The organism is uncultured Erythrobacter sp., from assembly GCF_947492365.1.
Lineage (GTDB): Bacteria > Pseudomonadota > Alphaproteobacteria > Sphingomonadales > Sphingomonadaceae > Erythrobacter.
The window spans coordinates 986402-1001922 of the sequence record NZ_CANLMB010000001.1 but is presented as its reverse complement, the minus strand read 5'-3'; the positions used below and the strand labels follow the sequence as shown (position 1 = coordinate 1001922).

General features: G+C 60.6%; 11 protein-coding genes. 8 read left to right on the top strand and 3 right to left on the bottom strand.

Annotated features, from left to right (window positions below; all coding sequences use genetic code 11):
- Window positions 1-4: 4 nt before the first annotated feature.
- Window positions 5-787: a succinate dehydrogenase iron-sulfur subunit gene (locus tag Q0887_RS04880; RefSeq protein ID WP_299192807.1), complete on the bottom strand. Its 783-nt coding sequence runs from the start codon at window positions 785-787 to the stop codon at window positions 5-7.
- A 458-nt stretch (window positions 788-1245) separates the two neighbouring features.
- On the opposite strand from Q0887_RS04880, the gene Q0887_RS04875 reads away from it, so the two are divergent.
- Window positions 1246-3135, top strand: coding sequence for a CapA family protein (locus Q0887_RS04875; protein ID WP_299192805.1), 1890 nt, complete (start codon window positions 1246-1248; stop codon window positions 3133-3135).
- Between the two features lie 12 nt (window positions 3136-3147).
- Here the strand turns inward: Q0887_RS04875 and Q0887_RS04870 are convergent, their stop codons facing one another.
- A complete protein-coding gene (locus Q0887_RS04870) occupies window positions 3148-4164 on the bottom strand; it encodes a phosphoribosylglycinamide synthetase (RefSeq protein WP_299192804.1) in 1017 nt (338 codons plus the stop codon).
- 180 nt (window positions 4165-4344) lie between these two features.
- Between Q0887_RS04870 and Q0887_RS04865 the strand changes: the two genes are divergently transcribed.
- Entirely contained in the window at window positions 4345-4980 is a 636-nt protein-coding gene (locus Q0887_RS04865) for a class I SAM-dependent methyltransferase (protein WP_299192802.1), read from the top strand.
- A gap of 107 nt (window positions 4981-5087) precedes the next feature.
- Here the strand turns inward: Q0887_RS04865 and Q0887_RS04860 are convergent, their stop codons facing one another.
- The gene (locus Q0887_RS04860; protein WP_299192800.1) at window positions 5088-7766 is read right to left on the bottom strand and encodes a ribonuclease E/G; all 2679 of its coding nucleotides are present in this window, start codon (window positions 7764-7766) and stop codon (window positions 5088-5090) included.
- 479 nt (window positions 7767-8245) lie between these two features.
- Here Q0887_RS04860 and Q0887_RS04855 point away from each other — a divergent pair, with 479 nt between their 5' ends.
- From Q0887_RS04855 to Q0887_RS04830, 6 genes are all read left to right on the top strand, one after another.
- Complete coding sequence (locus Q0887_RS04855) at window positions 8246-9130, top strand: N-acetylmuramoyl-L-alanine amidase (protein ID WP_299192799.1); 885 nt, start codon at window positions 8246-8248, stop codon at window positions 9128-9130.
- A 59-nt stretch (window positions 9131-9189) separates the two neighbouring features.
- Window positions 9190-11712 (top strand): transglycosylase domain-containing protein, encoded by a 2523-nt coding sequence (locus Q0887_RS04850; protein ID WP_299192797.1) that lies wholly within the window; start codon window positions 9190-9192, stop codon window positions 11710-11712.
- A gap of 101 nt (window positions 11713-11813) precedes the next feature.
- Complete coding sequence (prfB, locus tag Q0887_RS04845; protein ID WP_299192795.1) at window positions 11814-12941, top strand: peptide chain release factor 2; 1128 nt, start codon at window positions 11814-11816, stop codon at window positions 12939-12941.
- An 8-nt stretch (window positions 12942-12949) separates the two neighbouring features.
- Window positions 12950-13969: a hypothetical protein gene (locus Q0887_RS04840; RefSeq protein WP_299192793.1), complete on the top strand. Its 1020-nt coding sequence runs from the start codon at window positions 12950-12952 to the stop codon at window positions 13967-13969.
- 38 nt (window positions 13970-14007) lie between these two features.
- Window positions 14008-14802: a caspase family protein gene (locus Q0887_RS04835; protein WP_299192791.1), complete on the top strand. Its 795-nt coding sequence runs from the start codon at window positions 14008-14010 to the stop codon at window positions 14800-14802.
- Window positions 14799-15515, top strand: a complete 717-nt coding sequence (locus tag Q0887_RS04830) for a class I SAM-dependent methyltransferase (protein WP_299192789.1) — start codon at window positions 14799-14801, stop codon at window positions 15513-15515. The genes Q0887_RS04835 and Q0887_RS04830 overlap by 4 nt, the downstream gene beginning before the upstream one ends.
- Window positions 15516-15521: the final 6 nt, after the last annotated feature.

Below are 15521 nucleotides of genomic sequence, written 5' to 3'. Positions count from 1 at the left end.
CCGATCAGATCGCCCGTTCGGCCATCATCTTCTTGGTTTCGGCGATGGCTTTGGCGGGGCTGAGCCCCTTGGGGCAGACATTGGCGCAATTCATGATCGTGTGGCAGCGATAGAGGCGGAAGGGGTCTTCTAGCTCGTTGAGGCGCTCACCCGTCATCTCGTCGCGGCTGTCTGCGAGCCAGCGATAGGCTTGCAATAGGATCGCAGGACCCAGGAACTTGTCCGAATTCCACCAATAGGAAGGGCACGAAGTCGAGCAGCACGCGCACAGGATGCACTCATAGAGTCCATCCAGCTTCTCGCGCTGTTCGGGTGTCTGCAAACGCTCTTTGCCCGAAGGCGTGGTGCTGACCGTTTGCAGCCAGGGCCGGATCGAGGCGTATTGCGCGTAGAAGTGGGTGAAGTCGGGCACCAGATCCTTGATCACATCCATATGGGGCAGGGGAGTGATGCGAATCTCGCCCTTCAGATCGTCAATCGCGGTGGTGCAGGCGAGGCCGTTCGACCCGTTCATATTCATCGAGCATGACCCGCAAATCCCTTCGCGGCATGAACGGCGGAAGGTCAGCGTCGGGTCGATCTCGTTCTTGATCTTGAACAAAGCGTCCAGAACCATCGGGCCGCAATCGTCGAGATCAAGCTCGAACGTGTCGTAGCGCGGGTTCTTGCCGCTATCGGGATCGTAGCGATAGATCTTGAAGGACTTGGCGCGCTTTGCGCCGCCGGCCTTGTGCGTCTTGCCATCCTTGCTGATCTTTGAATTCTTCGGAAGGGTGAACGTCGCCATCATCTAATCCCTAATTGCCCCGCACCCTGTTTAGCGGCTGAGGCGTCGAGGGCAAGGCGGCTTGTGATGCGGTTTTTGCAAAAGCGGTGTGCATTGGCGTCAACCGGCCCGAAACCTGGACCGCGCAAGTGGGGTAATTGAAAAACTCTGCTCCGCGTCCAAAGCCGCATGATTGCGCGGGTTTTGGGCCAAATGAGCGGGCAATGTGTAACTTTCCAAAATTCGCCAGCTTTCCTTCCTTCCTCGCGCGCCGAATACGATCACGAAATGCTGCGATTCTATAGCCGCTTGAGCCCCTGTAGGAAAATTCGCGCAGCTTCACGGCGACCGCACAATCGCCCCCGCAAGGCACCGCATAGGCTTGGTCTATGGTATGGCCTCGCCTTGGCACTTGGCTTTGCGGGTTCACCTTGACCAGATGGAGGCGGACCAGAAGCTTGTCCGGAAAGGCGCAAGAATTGAAACACCTGATACCGGCAATGTTAGCCGCCCTGATTGTCACCTGCGCGGCGTCAGCATCTGCGCAGCAGCCAGACGGCCCCATTCAGGCGCGGGGATCAATCGACACGTCTTTCGATGATACCGGTCTCGAAGGCATTTCAGTTGCTATCAATGGTGAAGCGGCTGAGCTGGACGGCGATGGCCGCTACTCTGCCAGCCTGCCGGTCGCGCCCTATTACCGGGTGACAATCCACGGTCAGTCGATCTTCACATCGATCCAGACTTTCGGGATTGCAGAACTCTATTCGGCCCAGTGCAGCTGTCTGGAACTTCCATCAATCGGAGTGGTCGCACGCAAGGAAGGCCGCACCGAATTGCTGTTTGCCGGAGACGCGATGGCGGGCCGCCGTTACAGCGATCCGATCTGGGGGGAGCGCGTGCTGGTCGACCGGTCCGATCCTCTGCCCGATCTACTCGAACTGCTTGAGCCGATGCGGCCCTATATCGAGAGTGCCGACTTGGCCTCGGTCAATCTCGAAATCGTTTTGTCGCAGGACGATCCCGAGCAGGCCGCGCCCAAGAGCGTCATCTTTTACGCTCCGCCCGAACTGGCAGAGGCGCTCGCGCAGGTCGGTTTCAATCACGTCTCGCTCGGCAACAATCACAGCTATGACTATTTGCAGGAAGGGCTGGATACGACGATCGAGGCTGTCGAAGCGGCGGGGCTGGAATGGTCCGGTGCCGGCGCGAACGAAGAGGAAGCTTTGCGCGCTTCGCGCCTCAACGTCGGCGGTCAGAATCTGTCGCTGCTCGGTTATGTCGGTTGGCGGGGCAGGGTGGAGCCCAACCAGATTGCCGAGAGTGACAAGGGCGGGGCGGCCTATGGCAGCGATGCGAATATCGAGGCTTCGGTTGCGCGTGAAGCGACGCTCGGGCGCGAGGTGATCGTGCAATATCACGGCAGCCGCGAATATAGCGACAATCCCACCGAGGTGAGCGAGCGGCGGATGAGGCTGGCGGTCGACAACGGTGCGGTCTTGGTCGCATCGCATCATCCGCATGTCGCTCACGGGGTGGAATTGTATGGCGGCGCGTTGATCGCCTATTCGACCGGTAACTTTCTGTTCGATCAGTATTTTCTCGAAACGCATGGCAGCTTTGTGTTGAAGGCATGGATGGAGGAAGGGCGGGTCATCCGCGCCGAGTTGATCCCAATCCGCGTCCTCGATTACCGGCCCGTCCCGGCAGTGGGGTCGATGCGCGAAGCCGTGCTGGAGCGGATCGTGCGGCTCTCTGCCCAGCGTGGCACCGTGGTTTCGCGCAATGGCGGGCACGGCCTGATCCTTCCCGCGATGAGCGAGGCTGCGGGCGCTGTGGAGTCGCCCGCTGGCGGAAATACGACGCGCGAATTGCTGCGAGGCGGTGACTTTGAAAATGCCGTTTTCGGCACCGCGATTGACCGCTCGCTCAAGGTCTATGGCGCGGATTGGGAACACGTGTTTGATGGGCCGCGCGGCCATGCCTTGCAGCTTGTTGCCGATGGCGAGGCGGGGCAGGTGTCGATCACGCCTTCGACATTCTTCCGGGTGGCCCCCGGCAACCGCGTGACGATATCGGGCAGGATCAGAGCAGCCCAATCGCTCACAGTGAGCGTTGCAAATCAGGAACGGCCCGCTGGCGTGGGCCGCTTTGAAGCGCTGGAAACCGCGCCCGTGTTCATGCGTGCAAGCCAGCCAGTCGAGGAGAGTGAGGGCTGGGCAGAGTTTGAGCTGAGCTTTGACCTCAGCGAAGGCGAGACACCGCGCCCATTCAGGCCGATCCTCTATCTGTCAGCCCAGAATGGCGGCGCGCTGGCAGGATCACCCATCGCACTCGATGATCTGAAAGTCGTCGTCGCCACGCGCTAGGTCAGCGCACGATTAAAGCGCGATCAGGCCGTTGCGCCGCCAGCTTTCCGCCAGCAGCGTCTCGAGCAGGTCTGCATGGCTGAAACCGGCGCGCGCGGCTGCCTTTGCCATGACCTTTTCCGACCACAGATTGCAGTTCAGATTGATCTCGATGAAGTTGATATCGCCGGTGTTGAGATCGAGCCGGAACTCGATCCGGCCATAGTCGAACGACAGGAATTCGCGCGCATATTTCTTCGCATATTCGTAGATTTTGGGCGCAAATTCTGCGTGGTCAAACGCCTTCAACGCGGCCTTTTCGGTGTTCTGGACCAGATCGCGTTTCTCATAATAGGTCCACAGGCGCTGCGTGTCCTCGCGCTCGTACCAAAGCATTGGCAGCGCGACGGCCTCGTCATGCATGGTGATGAAGGCGCATTGGATGTCATAGCCATCAAGATAGGGCTCTACGATCGCATCGTGGCCTTGCCCGTGAATATTGGCGACCGCATTGGCGACACCGGCAAACTCGAACGCATCCGAAATGCCCCAACTGGCGGAGGATGCGTTGGGCTTTATCACCCAGCGGCCATCGGGACTGGCGGGCAGGTTCGCTTCCTCGACCGGAGCGCCGCGGCGATAGCAGTACCAGTCCGCCGTCGGCACACCGGCATGGCGCGCGACCAGCTTGCTGACAGATTTATCATCGCCCAGACCGCGCAGGAACGGCATCGCGCCCAGATAGGGAATGCGGTGCATGTTGCACAGGACCGGAATGGTCATCTCGCTGTTCACAAAACCGCCGCGATTGAGCAGCGGAAAGACAAAATCGACCTCGGGCCGCTGGTAGAGAATGTCGTAGCTGTCACCGAGCGTCAGATTGAGGCCTAGTCCTTCAAGCGTCTGGCGCACCTCGTGGTGATAGATCGCGTGATTGCCATCCTCAGGGTGCATCCCGCCGCCCCATTTCGCGTGTTTGGCCATGAAGAGCAGGCGGATGCGCGCCTTGTCTTCGTCTGAGATACGCAAAGGTGTGAGCTGGTCGGTCATAATGTGATGCGGGCCTTGCTATGGACGGGCATTGCTTTTCAGCGCGCGCTTAGCTGCTTGCACAAGGCAGTGCTAGTCAAATCCTTTTTCCCTAATGATTAGGAAAAACTTGCAATTTCAGCCGATTGGGGGAGACTATCGTTCGGGCAGCGCAGGCACGTGTTTGAGGGAGGACGCGCAATGGGTGTCGGGGACTGGTATGATGCGCATATAATGCCGCGCCTTATCCGCTGTGCGTGCGGCACCGGACAGGTGCTCAAGCGCCGCTCAATGGTGGTGCCGCTGGCAAAGGGCGATGTGTTCGAACTGGGCTGCGGCGGCGGGATTAACCAGCAATTCTATAAGGCCGATGCGATCAAGTCCTATGCCGGGATCGACCCGCATGAAGGTCTGCTTGAGAATACGCGCGAAGAAGCCAAGGCCAAGGGCTGGGCAGCAGATATCCGTCAGGGCGTGGGGGAGGACATCCCCTTTTCGAGCCGGTCATTCGACACCGTGGTCTGCACTTTCACCCTGTGTTCGGTGCAAGAGCCCGAGCGCGTTCTGTCCGAAATGCTGCGCGTGCTACGTCCGGGCGGTCAGGCACTGTTCCTCGAACATGGCCGGGCGCCCGATGCAAATGTCGCCAAGTGGCAGGACCGGATCGAGCCCGTGTGGAAACGGCTTGCTGGCGGCTGCCATCTGACCCGTCCGATCGGTTCAGCCTTTCGCGGGGCCGGGTTTGAAGTCGAACCGCTGGGGCAGGGCTATATGCCTAAGACCCCGAAATTCGCGATGTGGAACGAATGGGGCGTCGCTCGGCGACCGGGTATTTAGGGGCCGGGTATTTAGGCCTCGGGGTTTAGGCATCGGGCATTTGATCTGCGCATAGAAAAAGGGCCGACACTTGGTGCCGGCCCTTTTTCTATGAATGTAGGCTAGGTTTACTCGCCGAAGGTGCGTTGCCACCAGCCACGTTTGCGGCCGCCGCTATCGGCTCCGCCTTCGTCGCTCTCAGCGGCAGGCGCTTCACCGGCATCGCCGTCCGCGCTTTCGCCAGCATCTGCCGCTTTGGCTTTTGCTGCCTTGGGAGCGGCTTCTTCGGTTTCTGCCTTCTTCTTGCGCGGAGCCCGCTTGCGCTTGGGCTTTTCTTCCGGCGCAGCTTCTTCGGCAGGAGCCTCGGTTGCGGGAGCTTCCTCTACAGGAGCTTCCTCAACAGGCGCCTCCACCTTTTTCTTGCGAGGAGCCCGCTTGCGCTTGGGCTTCTCTTCAGCAGGGGCTTCTTCCGTAGGGGCTTCCTCAGGCGTAGCTACTTCAGCAACTGGCTCATCAGCGGGGGCCTCTTCGGCAGGTGCTTCCTCTGAACCTTCTTGCGAAGCCTCATCAGTGCCTTCCTGCTTCTTGCGGCGACCACGGCCACCACGGCGGCGGCGGCGCTTGGGCTTGTCTTCGTTGTCGTTGGCGCCGTCATCTCCGTTTTCGGAGCTTTCGCCGTCTTCCGACTCGTCGCCTTCACCGGCCTCTTCACCATCGCTGCCGTCTTCAGAGCGCTTCTTGTTGCGGCCTCTGCCACCACGGCGGCGGCGGCGTTTCTTTTTCTTGTTGCCGTCGTCATCGTCGTCCCCGTCGTTTTCGGGGCCGAAATCCTCTTCTGGGATGTCGTCATCATCGTCGTCATCATCGACGATCGGTTCGAATTTGGGCGCTTCGGTCGGGCGAGGGCCCGCGCTCGATACGCTCATCTTCGCGCCTTCATCCTCACCCTCGGGCGCGACTTCGACGGTGACGCCATAGCGCTGCTCGATCTCGACCAGCTCGCCGCGTTTTTCGTTGAGCATGTAGATCGCAGCTTCGGTGCTGGCGGCAAGCTTGATAATCGTGCCGCGGCCCTTGGCAGCTTCGTCTTCGATCAGGCGAAGCGCCGACAGACCCGCCGACGAAGCGGTGCGGACAAGGCCCGAACCGTCGCAATGCGGGCATTCGCGCGTTGTCGCTTCGAGCACGCCGGTGCGCAGGCGCTGGCGGCTCATTTCCATCAGGCCAAAGCCCGAAATGCGTCCCACCTGAATGCGCGCGCGGTCGTTCTTGAGCGCGTCCTTCATCGCCTTTTCGACTTTGCGGACGTTGGAATTGTATTCCATGTCGATGAAGTCGATCACGACGAGGCCAGCCATATCGCGCAGGCGCAGTTGGCGGGCGATCTCGCGCGCAGCTTCGAGGTTGGTGTGCAGCGCGGTCTGTTCGATCCCGTGCTCTTTGGTCGAGCGGCCTGAGTTGATGTCGATCGACACCAGCGCCTCGGTCGGGTTGATGATCAGATAGCCGCCCGATTTGAGCTGGACCATCGGATCATACATCGCGCGCAGCTGATCCTCTGCGCCGTAACGCTGGAACAGGGGAACGGGGTCCGAATAGGCTTTCACCCGGCGCGCATGGCTGGGCATCAGCATCTTCATGAAGGCCTTGGCCGATTTGTAGCCCTCTTCGCCTTCGACAACGACTTCCTCGATCTCGCGGTTATAGATGTCGCGGATCGCACGTTTGATCAGATCGCTATCCGAATGGATCAAAGAAGGCGCGGTCGAAGCCAGCGTTTTCTGCCGGATCTCGTCCCACAGCCGTGCGAGGTAATCAAAATCGCGTTTGATCTCGGTCTTTGTGCGGCTGATGCCTGCAGTGCGGACGATCAGGCCCATGCTCTTGGGCAGCGAGAGATCGGAGACGACCTGCTTCAAACGCTTGCGGTCAGAGCCGGAGTTGATCTTGCGGCTGATCCCGCCGCCGTGGCTGCTGTTCGGCATCAGCACGGTGTAACGGCCTGCAAGGCTGAGATAGGTGGTGAGAGCAGCGCCCTTATTGCCGCGCTCTTCCTTCACGACCTGGACGAGCAGTACCTGACGGCGCTGGATAACGTCCTGGATTTTGTAACGGCGACGCAGAGCCATACGCTTGGCGCGCACTTCGTCGACTTCCTTGGCGCGGCTGCGGCCTTTTCCGCCTTTTCCGCCCTTGCCTTGGCGGCCCTGACGTCGGCGACCACGACCGCGGCGGCCACGGCGAGACTTATCCTCGCCATCATCGTCGTTCTCGTCGCTTTCTTCGGAGGATTCGTCGTCGGAATCTTCGTCATCATCGCTATCGTCATCATCGTCATCCGATGTGCCGTCTTCGATGGTGGCGACCTTGTCCTTTTCGGACGTATCGATTTCTTCGAGGCCGTCTTCGGCGAGGTCTTCGGCGAGCGCTTCGGAGCTTTCCTCATCGGCGTCATATTCGTCGCCGGGAGTTACGCCGTCTTCCTCTTCCTCGGCGCGCAGGCGCGCTTCTTCCTCGGCAGCTTCGGCCTCTTCGGCCAACAGCGCTTCGCGGTCGGATTGCGGGATCTGGTAATAGTCAGGGTGGATTTCGCTGAAGGCGAGGAAACCATGACGGTTGCCGCCAAAGTCGACAAAGGCCGCCTGCAAGGAGGGTTCGACCCTCGTGACTTTCGCTAGATAGATGTTGCCTTTGATCTGCTTGTGTTCAGCAGATTCGAAATCGAATTCTTCAATCCGGTTTCCTTTGAGTACCGCCACCCGGGTCTCTTCCGAGTGGCGCGCATCGATTAGCATGCGCGTTGCCATGTAATATTCTCCAAACGCCTCGTCGCAGCGCCGGTGGCAGAGCCAGGCGGCGGCGGGATGGGCGTGTATTGTGTGGGTAATCGGTCTGCCGGAGAGCGAGACCGGTAGTTGCAAAAGCGCGCGCCTGTTTGTGTGTCTGTGTGAACAGGGGCACAGTTAAAGCGGGCGCAATATTCGTGTCTGCTGTGATGGACGTGCGGATTGTATCCGCGAAATACCCGTTGTGGGCCTCGACAAGGTTGCCGCCGCGCGAATGGCGCGGGGATTGTCCTTGCGAGGAGAAACGTCTCGTCACTGCATCAACCTGTGTGTCGCCGACCGCATGAAATAGGGTTGGTCGGACTGTTTGTCAGAAAGCGTGAGCATTGCTGTGATGAAATCACTGCGCGCCCCGTCCCTGTTTTCAGCGCTAGCACCGTGGGTTACGCGCCGCAACTCTATTGCGCTCTTACTACGCAACATCCTAAGCATTCATGATTATGAGTGTGCGCTCGCTTCTCTTGCTGATTGTCGCGGTTCCTGCCTTGCTGCTGGGCGGGGCGGCGGCATTGGGGATGACGATACCCGTGCCCGAATGGGGGCGCGATTACGTGCTGCGCTTTGCGCTCGACCCGCAAGATGCGCCGCTGGACCTGCCCGAGATCGAAGGGCCGGATGATCCGACGCGGCCACTGGTGGTGATTGATGCGGGCCATGGCGGGCGCGATCCGGGATCAGTCGCGGGCGAAGAGGGCGGGGCGCAGGTGCTTGAGAAAGACATTGTTCTCTCGCTTGCGCTGGCGCTGCGGGATGAGTTGCTGGCGGAAGGCGGGATCCGTGTCGCGCTAACCCGCGATGATGACCGGATTATCGTACTGGCCGACCGTCCGCAGATCGCGCGGCAGCTCGGCGCGGACCTGTTCCTCTCGGTCCACGCCGATTCCGCCGGTGATAGGCGCGATGTCGGCGGGGCGAGCATCTACACGCTCTCGAATGAAGCATCGAGCGAGGCCGCCGCGCGCTTTGCCGAGCGCGAGAACGCCGCCGACCGGCTCAACGGGATCACGATTGAAGGGCAAAGCGAGGAGGTCAGCAACATCCTTGTCGAACTCTCGCAGCAGCGCACGCAGGAGGACGCCACCGATTTTGCCTCCCTGATTGCGCGCGAGGGGCAGGGGCGCATCCGTTTCCACCCGCAGCCGCGGCGATCAGCCGAACTCGCGGTGCTGCGCGCACCTGACGTCCCCGGCGTGCTGTTCGAAAGCGGCTTTGTCACCAATGATGCCGACCGTTCGCGGCTGATGACCGAGGAAGGCCGCGCGGAATATGCAGCCGTGCTTGCCCGGGCGATCCGGGTCTATTTCGCGCGCCGCGCCGAACCTTGATAGAGTTTGCGGCAAGCCCGCTAGCATTCTCCCACGAACCGCGATAAATCGCTCAGGTAATGACCGAGACCCCTACAATCGAAGCCGAGAGCCAGACAGCGCTCGACTACTTCCGCTATCGCGCGGCCCGCGATTTTGGCGGCGCGCTGCAATGGTTCCGCGAGAAATGGCGCGCCAGCTGGCTGTTCAAGCTGCTGGCGGCGGGCTTTATCGCGTTCATAGTGTTGTGGGTCGCGATCTGGATCTGGCTAGCGAGCGACTTGCCAGAGGCGGATTCGCTGGTCGATTACCAAACCCCGCTGCCCACCGTTGTGCGCGGGATTGATGGCGAGATCGTCCACTCCTATGCCCGCGAGCGCCGGGTCCAGCTGCAATTCGGCGACTACCCCGATCAGCTCGTCAACGCCTATCTCTCGGCGGAGGACAAGACCTTTTTCAGCCATGGCGGCGTCGATGTAACCGGCACAGCCAATGCGGTGTTCGATTACCTGACCAAATATGGCTCGGGAGAGCGCGCCGTGGGCGGCTCGACCATCACGCAGCAGCTCGCGAAGGTGTTGCTGCTGGGGGATGAGTACTCGGTCACGCGCAAGCTGAAGGAAATGATCCTCGCCAGCCGGATCGAGCAGGTGCTCAGCAAAGAGGAAATCCTCGAACTTTACCTCAATGAAATCCCGCTGGGCCGGCGCAGTTTCGGTGTGCAAGCCGCCGCGCGCGCCTATTTCGACAAGGATGTCGGCGATCTGGAACTGCATGAGGTCGCCTTCCTCGCCATCCTGCCAAAAGCGCCCGAACGCTATGGCCGTGCAGGTGAGGAAGAGGCCGCGATGCAGCGGCGCGATTTCGTGCTCTCGCAGATGGAAGACAATGGCTTCATCACCGCTGCCGAACGTGCAGAAGCCGCCGCGCAGCCGCTGGGCCTTGTCCGCCAGCGTTCAACCCGCAGCGCCGATGCGGGCTATTTCCTCGAAGAAGTACGCCGCCAGTTGATCGCCGACTTTGGCGAAAGCGTCGAGGACGGCGAGAACAGCGTCTATGCAGGCGGCTTGTGGGTGCGCACATCGCTCGACGTCGATCTGCAAAGCGCCGCGCGCGATGCCTTGCGCCGCGGTCTGGTGCGTTATCACGGGCGGCGCGGTTGGTCAGGGCCGATTGCGACGATCCCGATGGAGGAAGGCAATTGGGCGGGTCAGCTCGCCAGTTCCTTCCTGTCGATCAGTTACGAGGATTGGCGCGTCGGAGTTGTGACCCAGCGCAGTGGCTCCTCAGCTACAATCGGCTTCTCCAATGGCGACGAAGCGCCGCTCAGCAGCCTTCCCAATGAGCTCAAGGCAGGCGATGTGATTGCAGTGCAGCCGCAGGGTCAGGGCTATGCGGTGGGCACTCTGCCCGAAGTGCAGGGCGCAATCGTGGTGCAGAACGCGCAGTCAGGCCGTGTGCTGGCCATGCAGGGCGGTTTCGATCACCGCCTGTCGGACTTTAACCGAGCAACGCAGGCCTCGCGCCAACCCGGCTCGACCATCAAGCCTTTCGTCTACGCCACCGGCCTCGATCAGGGCATGACCCCATCGACCGAGATCGATAACACGCGTTACTGTTATTATCAGGGCCGCCAACTGGGTGAAAAATGCATTCGCGGCGGGCGCGCGGGGCAGTTCCCGATGCGTTACGGCCTTGAGCAATCGCAGAACATCATGACGGTGCAGATCGGCATGCAGGCGGGCATGGAGAATGTCGTCGAGACCATCCAGGACCTGGGCATTTCGGACGACCCCGATCCTTATGCCGCGACCTCGCTCGGTGCTGAGGAAACGACCGTTATGCGCATGGTTTCGGCCTATTCCGCGCTCGCCAATCATGGCCGTCTGAACGAACCGACTGTCATCGACTATGTGCAGGACCGCAATGGCAACGTCATTTGGCGCGCAGACAGCCGCAGCTGCAATGGCTGCAACATGGCCGAATATGACGGCAGCGCGATGCCGCGTTTCGGGATCAAGGGCACCGAGGTCATGGACCCGCGCACCGCGTTTCAGGTGATGCACATGCTCGAAGGGGTGGTCACACGCGGAACCGCGACTGTGCTCAACGGCCTAAACCTGCCGCTCTTTGGCAAGACCGGGACCACGACTGGCCCGAAAGATGTGTGGTTCGTCGGCGGCACGCAGCGTCTGGTTGTGGGTTCGTATCTCGGCTTTGACACACCGCGCAATATGGGCGGCTATGCCTTTGGCGGCACGATCGTCGCGCCGATCGTCAAGGACTTCATCGAAAACTCGCGCGATCACTGGTCTAGTCTGCCTGCGATCGCTCCTGATGGCATTCGCATGGTCCGCGTCGACCGGCGCACCGGCAAGCGGGTGATGGATGGCTGGCCTAGCGGCGATCCGCGCGGTGACATCATCTGGGAGGCCTTCAAGCCCGATAGCGAGCCTGAACGTTCAACCCGTCAGGACGAGATCGCCGCCAAACGCGACGAGATCCTCGAACTGATCCGGGCAGGCCGCGAAGGGCGCAGCGATGCGGCAGGCGGCGAGGGCGAGCCAACCAACTTTGCCGAGGAGCAGGGCGGGATTTACTAAGCACCGCCTCTGTTCCTGCGCACAATCAGTGTTCCACTCAACTTTACAATCCGCAGCCCGCCGCTAATCGGGGCCACGCGAAAGACTCATAAGGAATTGCCATGCGGGCCGAGGCCCAAGCCAATATCGACCGGATCACCGCCGCGCTTGATCTGGTGCGCCAATCGCTCGATTGGGAGCGCGCTTTGCGCCGCCTCGACGAGCTGAATGCCCGCGTTCAGGATCCGACCCTGTGGGACGATCCCAAGGAAGCGCAGAAGATCAGCCGCGAGCAGAAACTGCTCGAAAACGCGGTAGGCACGGTGAACGACATCTCCGCCGAAATGGCCGATGCGGTCGAGTTCATCGAAATGGGCGAGGCCGAGGGTGAGGAGAGCATCGTCAATGATGGGCTTGCCAGCCTCGAAAAGCTCGCAGCGCGCGCCGATGCGGACAAGGTGCAGGCGCTGCTTTCGGGTGAGGCTGACGGTAACGACACCTATCTCGAAATCCACGCAGGCGCAGGCGGGACCGAGTCCCAGGACTGGGCCGAAATGCTGCTGCGCATGTATGCCCGCTGGGCCGAACGGCGCGGCTTCAAGGTCGAGACGGTCGAATATCAGGCAGGCGATCAGGCCGGGATCAAGAGCGCGACTTTGCACATCAAAGGCGAGAACGCTTACGGCTATGCCAAGACCGAAAGCGGCGTCCACCGTCTTGTCCGCATCAGCCCCTATGACAGCGCAGCCAAGCGGCACACCAGCTTCTCCAGCGTGTGGGTCTATCCCGTCATCGACGACGATATCGAGATCGAGATCGACCCGAGCGACCTCAAGATCGACACCTACCGCGCCTCGGGAGCAGGCGGCCAGCACGTGAACACGACTGACTCCGCCGTGCGGATCACCCACCAGCCCACCGGCATCGTGGTGGCGAGTCAGAACGACCGCAGCCAGCACAAGAACCGCGCCACCGCGATGAACATGCTCAAAGCGCGGCTGTTCGAACGCGAAATGGCAGAGCGCGAAGCGGCGGCATCAGGTGAGTATCAGGAAAAGAGCGATATCGGGTGGGGCCACCAGATCCGCTCCTACGTCCTGCAACCCTATCAGATGGTCAAAGACCTGCGCACCGGTTGGACTTCGAGTTCGCCTGACAAGGTGCTCGATGGCGAGATCGACGATTACATCTCCGCCGCGCTGGCACAGCGCGTGACCGGCGAGGCTGTCGAAGTGGAGGATGTGGAATGAAGCGGTTAGTGAAATCACTTCTGGTTGGTTGCGCAGGCTGCGCTTTCCTCGCGCCAAGTGTCGCCCATGCCGACGTCGTGATCGGTCCGCGCATCTCCTATTACTTTGATAATTCAAACCTTCGCACGTCCGATCTGGAGGGGCTCCAAGACGCGCGGACAGTGGTCGATGACGAGGTCACAAGAGACCTGCGAACTGCAACCGGTTTTGATGATCTTTCGCTGACCGTTCAGGACAATGGCTCTGCGGCAAACGCAGATCAAGTCGGCTTTGCCATGGTCGGGGCGATGGTCAATTTTGGCGATGATCGTGACCGTTTTACGGTGACGGCGATGGTGGGCAGAGGCGATGCAACAACCGAACTGGTGTCCTCGCGCCAAACCACACTCGAAGTCGCCGATATCAGCTTCAACGAATTGTCTGTGATCCAAACGATCAGTCAGGACGAGATTGACCGTTTCGACGCTGAACTGACGTGGCAAAGGCGCTTGAACGAGAACTTCGCTATCCTTGCCGGCGTCCGGTACGAGCGGCTCGATGTTTCGGGCCAAGGTGAGATCACCATCCAGGAAACCGACGAAATCCGCCAGTTTGTTGCGGAGACGTTGGGCAATGAAGCACCGACCCGCAATCTGGACGGGCAGAGGCAGCCGGCAAGAGTCCTGACAGACCGGAGCCTAGAGACATTCAGCGGGCGTATCGGGGTCACAGCATTCGTTCCGTTCAGCGAGAATGCTGTCGCCTTCTTTTCCGGCATGGTTCACGGCAGCAATCAGCCGAGTGGCGATTTTCGCTCGCAGTTTATCGGACGCAATGGCGAAGTTGTGCGAGAGGAAACTCGCACGGATCGTGGTGAGTGGAGCATGGGCCCCGATTTTGCCGTCGGCGCGCAGTTCATTCTGGCGAACAACCTCGCGCTCGATATTCGCTATCGCGCTATCATGTCATTCCCGATTTCCGGCGATTTCGACTTCAGCGACAGCCGCGTTAATCACGGCGTCAACTTGGGATTGTCATTACGGTTGTGATGGTGGTCCGGCGCTTCCTTGCTTTGATCGGGCTCGCAATGGCGGGCCTCTTACTGCCTGCAAGCGCGCAGGCCGAGGTGAAGGCGCTTCTGATTGGCTCCAACTATGAAAGCGCCGAAAACGAAGCGTTGCGGCTTTCCAATCCGCGCACTGACATCCGGCTTATAAGTTCCGCGCTGCGCACCACCAGCGTTAGCGATCTGACCGTGCTGGAAGAGCCGAGCGCCGAGGAATGGCAGAGCGGCCTCGATGCGTGGCTGGATGCTTTGTCCGGCGATGATATCGGGTTCTTCTACTTCGCCGGGCACGGGTTCCAGATCGAGGGGCAGAATTTCTTGATGAGCTCGGATGGCAAGTCGCTGATCCCGCTTGATTCGCTGGTCACCCAGATAACCGAGCGAGCGCGCGGTGCGGTCATCATCATCGATGCCTGCCGCAACAATCCTTATTTCGACGCCGAGCCGGACGACCAGATCGAAGTGGTCGAGATTTCAGGGCCTACTCGCAGCATCAGCTACGTGACCTTTTCCGATCTGAGCACTGCATCAGGCGGGCTGGCGCAGCTGGCCAATTTGCGCGGGCTTTCGGCAGTCGCGTTCTTCTCAACCGAACCGGGCAATGTCGCCGAAGACGGCCCCGAGCCGGGTAAGGGCAGCCCCTTTGCGATCGAATTTGCCAAGCAGATTGACCGCCGCCAGTCACTCGACGAGGTGTTCCGCAAGACGGCGATTGCCGTGACCGAGCGGACCGAGAATCGCCAGTCGCCATGGCGGCAGGGCGACCTAGCATTTGATGTGTTCGTTTCGGGCATGCGGGCCTTGCCGATCCCATGAGGGCGCTTGTAATCCTTTTGCCCGCGTTGGCGATGCTCGCTGCTTGCGACAGCTTCTTTGCGGCGCCAGAAGACCGCCCCGTTTCCGCGCAGGACTTTCCGCGCCCCGACCGGCCTGTTTCCGAAGTCGTCTCCAACCAGTTCTCCAACGAGGATGCGCGCGATGAGCGCGGCGAGGCTCAGGCGGTCATGGATATGGCTGACATCACCGAAGGGATGACGGTCGCTGATATCGGGGCGGGTGAGGGCTATTACACCGTCCGCCTCGCGGCTCGCGTGGGTGACGATGGACGCGTGCTCGCGCAAGATATTGACCGCGACGCGCTGGAGCGGCTTGGCCGACGCGTCGAGCGCGAGCGGCTAGAGAACATCTCGATCAAGCTGGGTGAGCCGGACAATCCGCAGCTGCCAACTGACAGTTTCGACCGGATATTCCTCGTCCATATGTATCACGAAGTGACCGAGCCTTACGCGTTCCTGTGGCGCATGTGGCCTGCTTTGGCAGAGGGCGGGCAGATCATCGTGGTCGATGTCGACCGGCCCACCAACCGCCACGGTATTCCGCCAAAGCTGCTCTTTTGCGAGTTTGAGGCGATTGGCTACAAGCTGGTCGAATTTGTCGAGCGGCCCGATCTGAAGGGTTATTTCGCGCGGTTCGAACGCGGCGATACGCGCAGTGAGCCCGATATTATCGAGGCTTGCAGCAACGGTTAGGGCTTT

What these genes read in the sequence shown, in the direction of transcription:
- Q0887_RS04865 (WP_299192802.1), top strand. Translation starts at nt 4,345, where the DNA reads ATGGGTGTCGGGGACTGGTATGATGCGCATATAATGCCGCGCCTTATC.
- Q0887_RS04850 (WP_299192797.1), top strand. Translation starts at nt 9,190, where the DNA reads ATGACCGAGACCCCTACAATCGAAGCCGAGAGCCAGACAGCGCTCGAC.
- Q0887_RS04855 (WP_299192799.1), top strand. Translation starts at nt 8,246, where the DNA reads ATGAGTGTGCGCTCGCTTCTCTTGCTGATTGTCGCGGTTCCTGCCTTG.
- Q0887_RS04835 (WP_299192791.1), top strand. Translation starts at nt 14,008, where the DNA reads ATGGCGGGCCTCTTACTGCCTGCAAGCGCGCAGGCCGAGGTGAAGGCG.
- Q0887_RS04830 (WP_299192789.1), top strand. Translation starts at nt 14,799, where the DNA reads ATGAGGGCGCTTGTAATCCTTTTGCCCGCGTTGGCGATGCTCGCTGCT.
- Q0887_RS04870 (WP_299192804.1), bottom strand. Translation starts at nt 4,164, where the DNA reads ATGACCGACCAGCTCACACCTTTGCGTATCTCAGACGAAGACAAGGCG.
- prfB (WP_299192795.1), top strand. Translation starts at nt 11,814, where the DNA reads ATGCGGGCCGAGGCCCAAGCCAATATCGACCGGATCACCGCCGCGCTT.
- Q0887_RS04880 (WP_299192807.1), bottom strand. Translation starts at nt 787, where the DNA reads ATGGCGACGTTCACCCTTCCGAAGAATTCAAAGATCAGCAAGGATGGC.
- Q0887_RS04860 (WP_299192800.1), bottom strand. Translation starts at nt 7,766, where the DNA reads ATGGCAACGCGCATGCTAATCGATGCGCGCCACTCGGAAGAGACCCGG.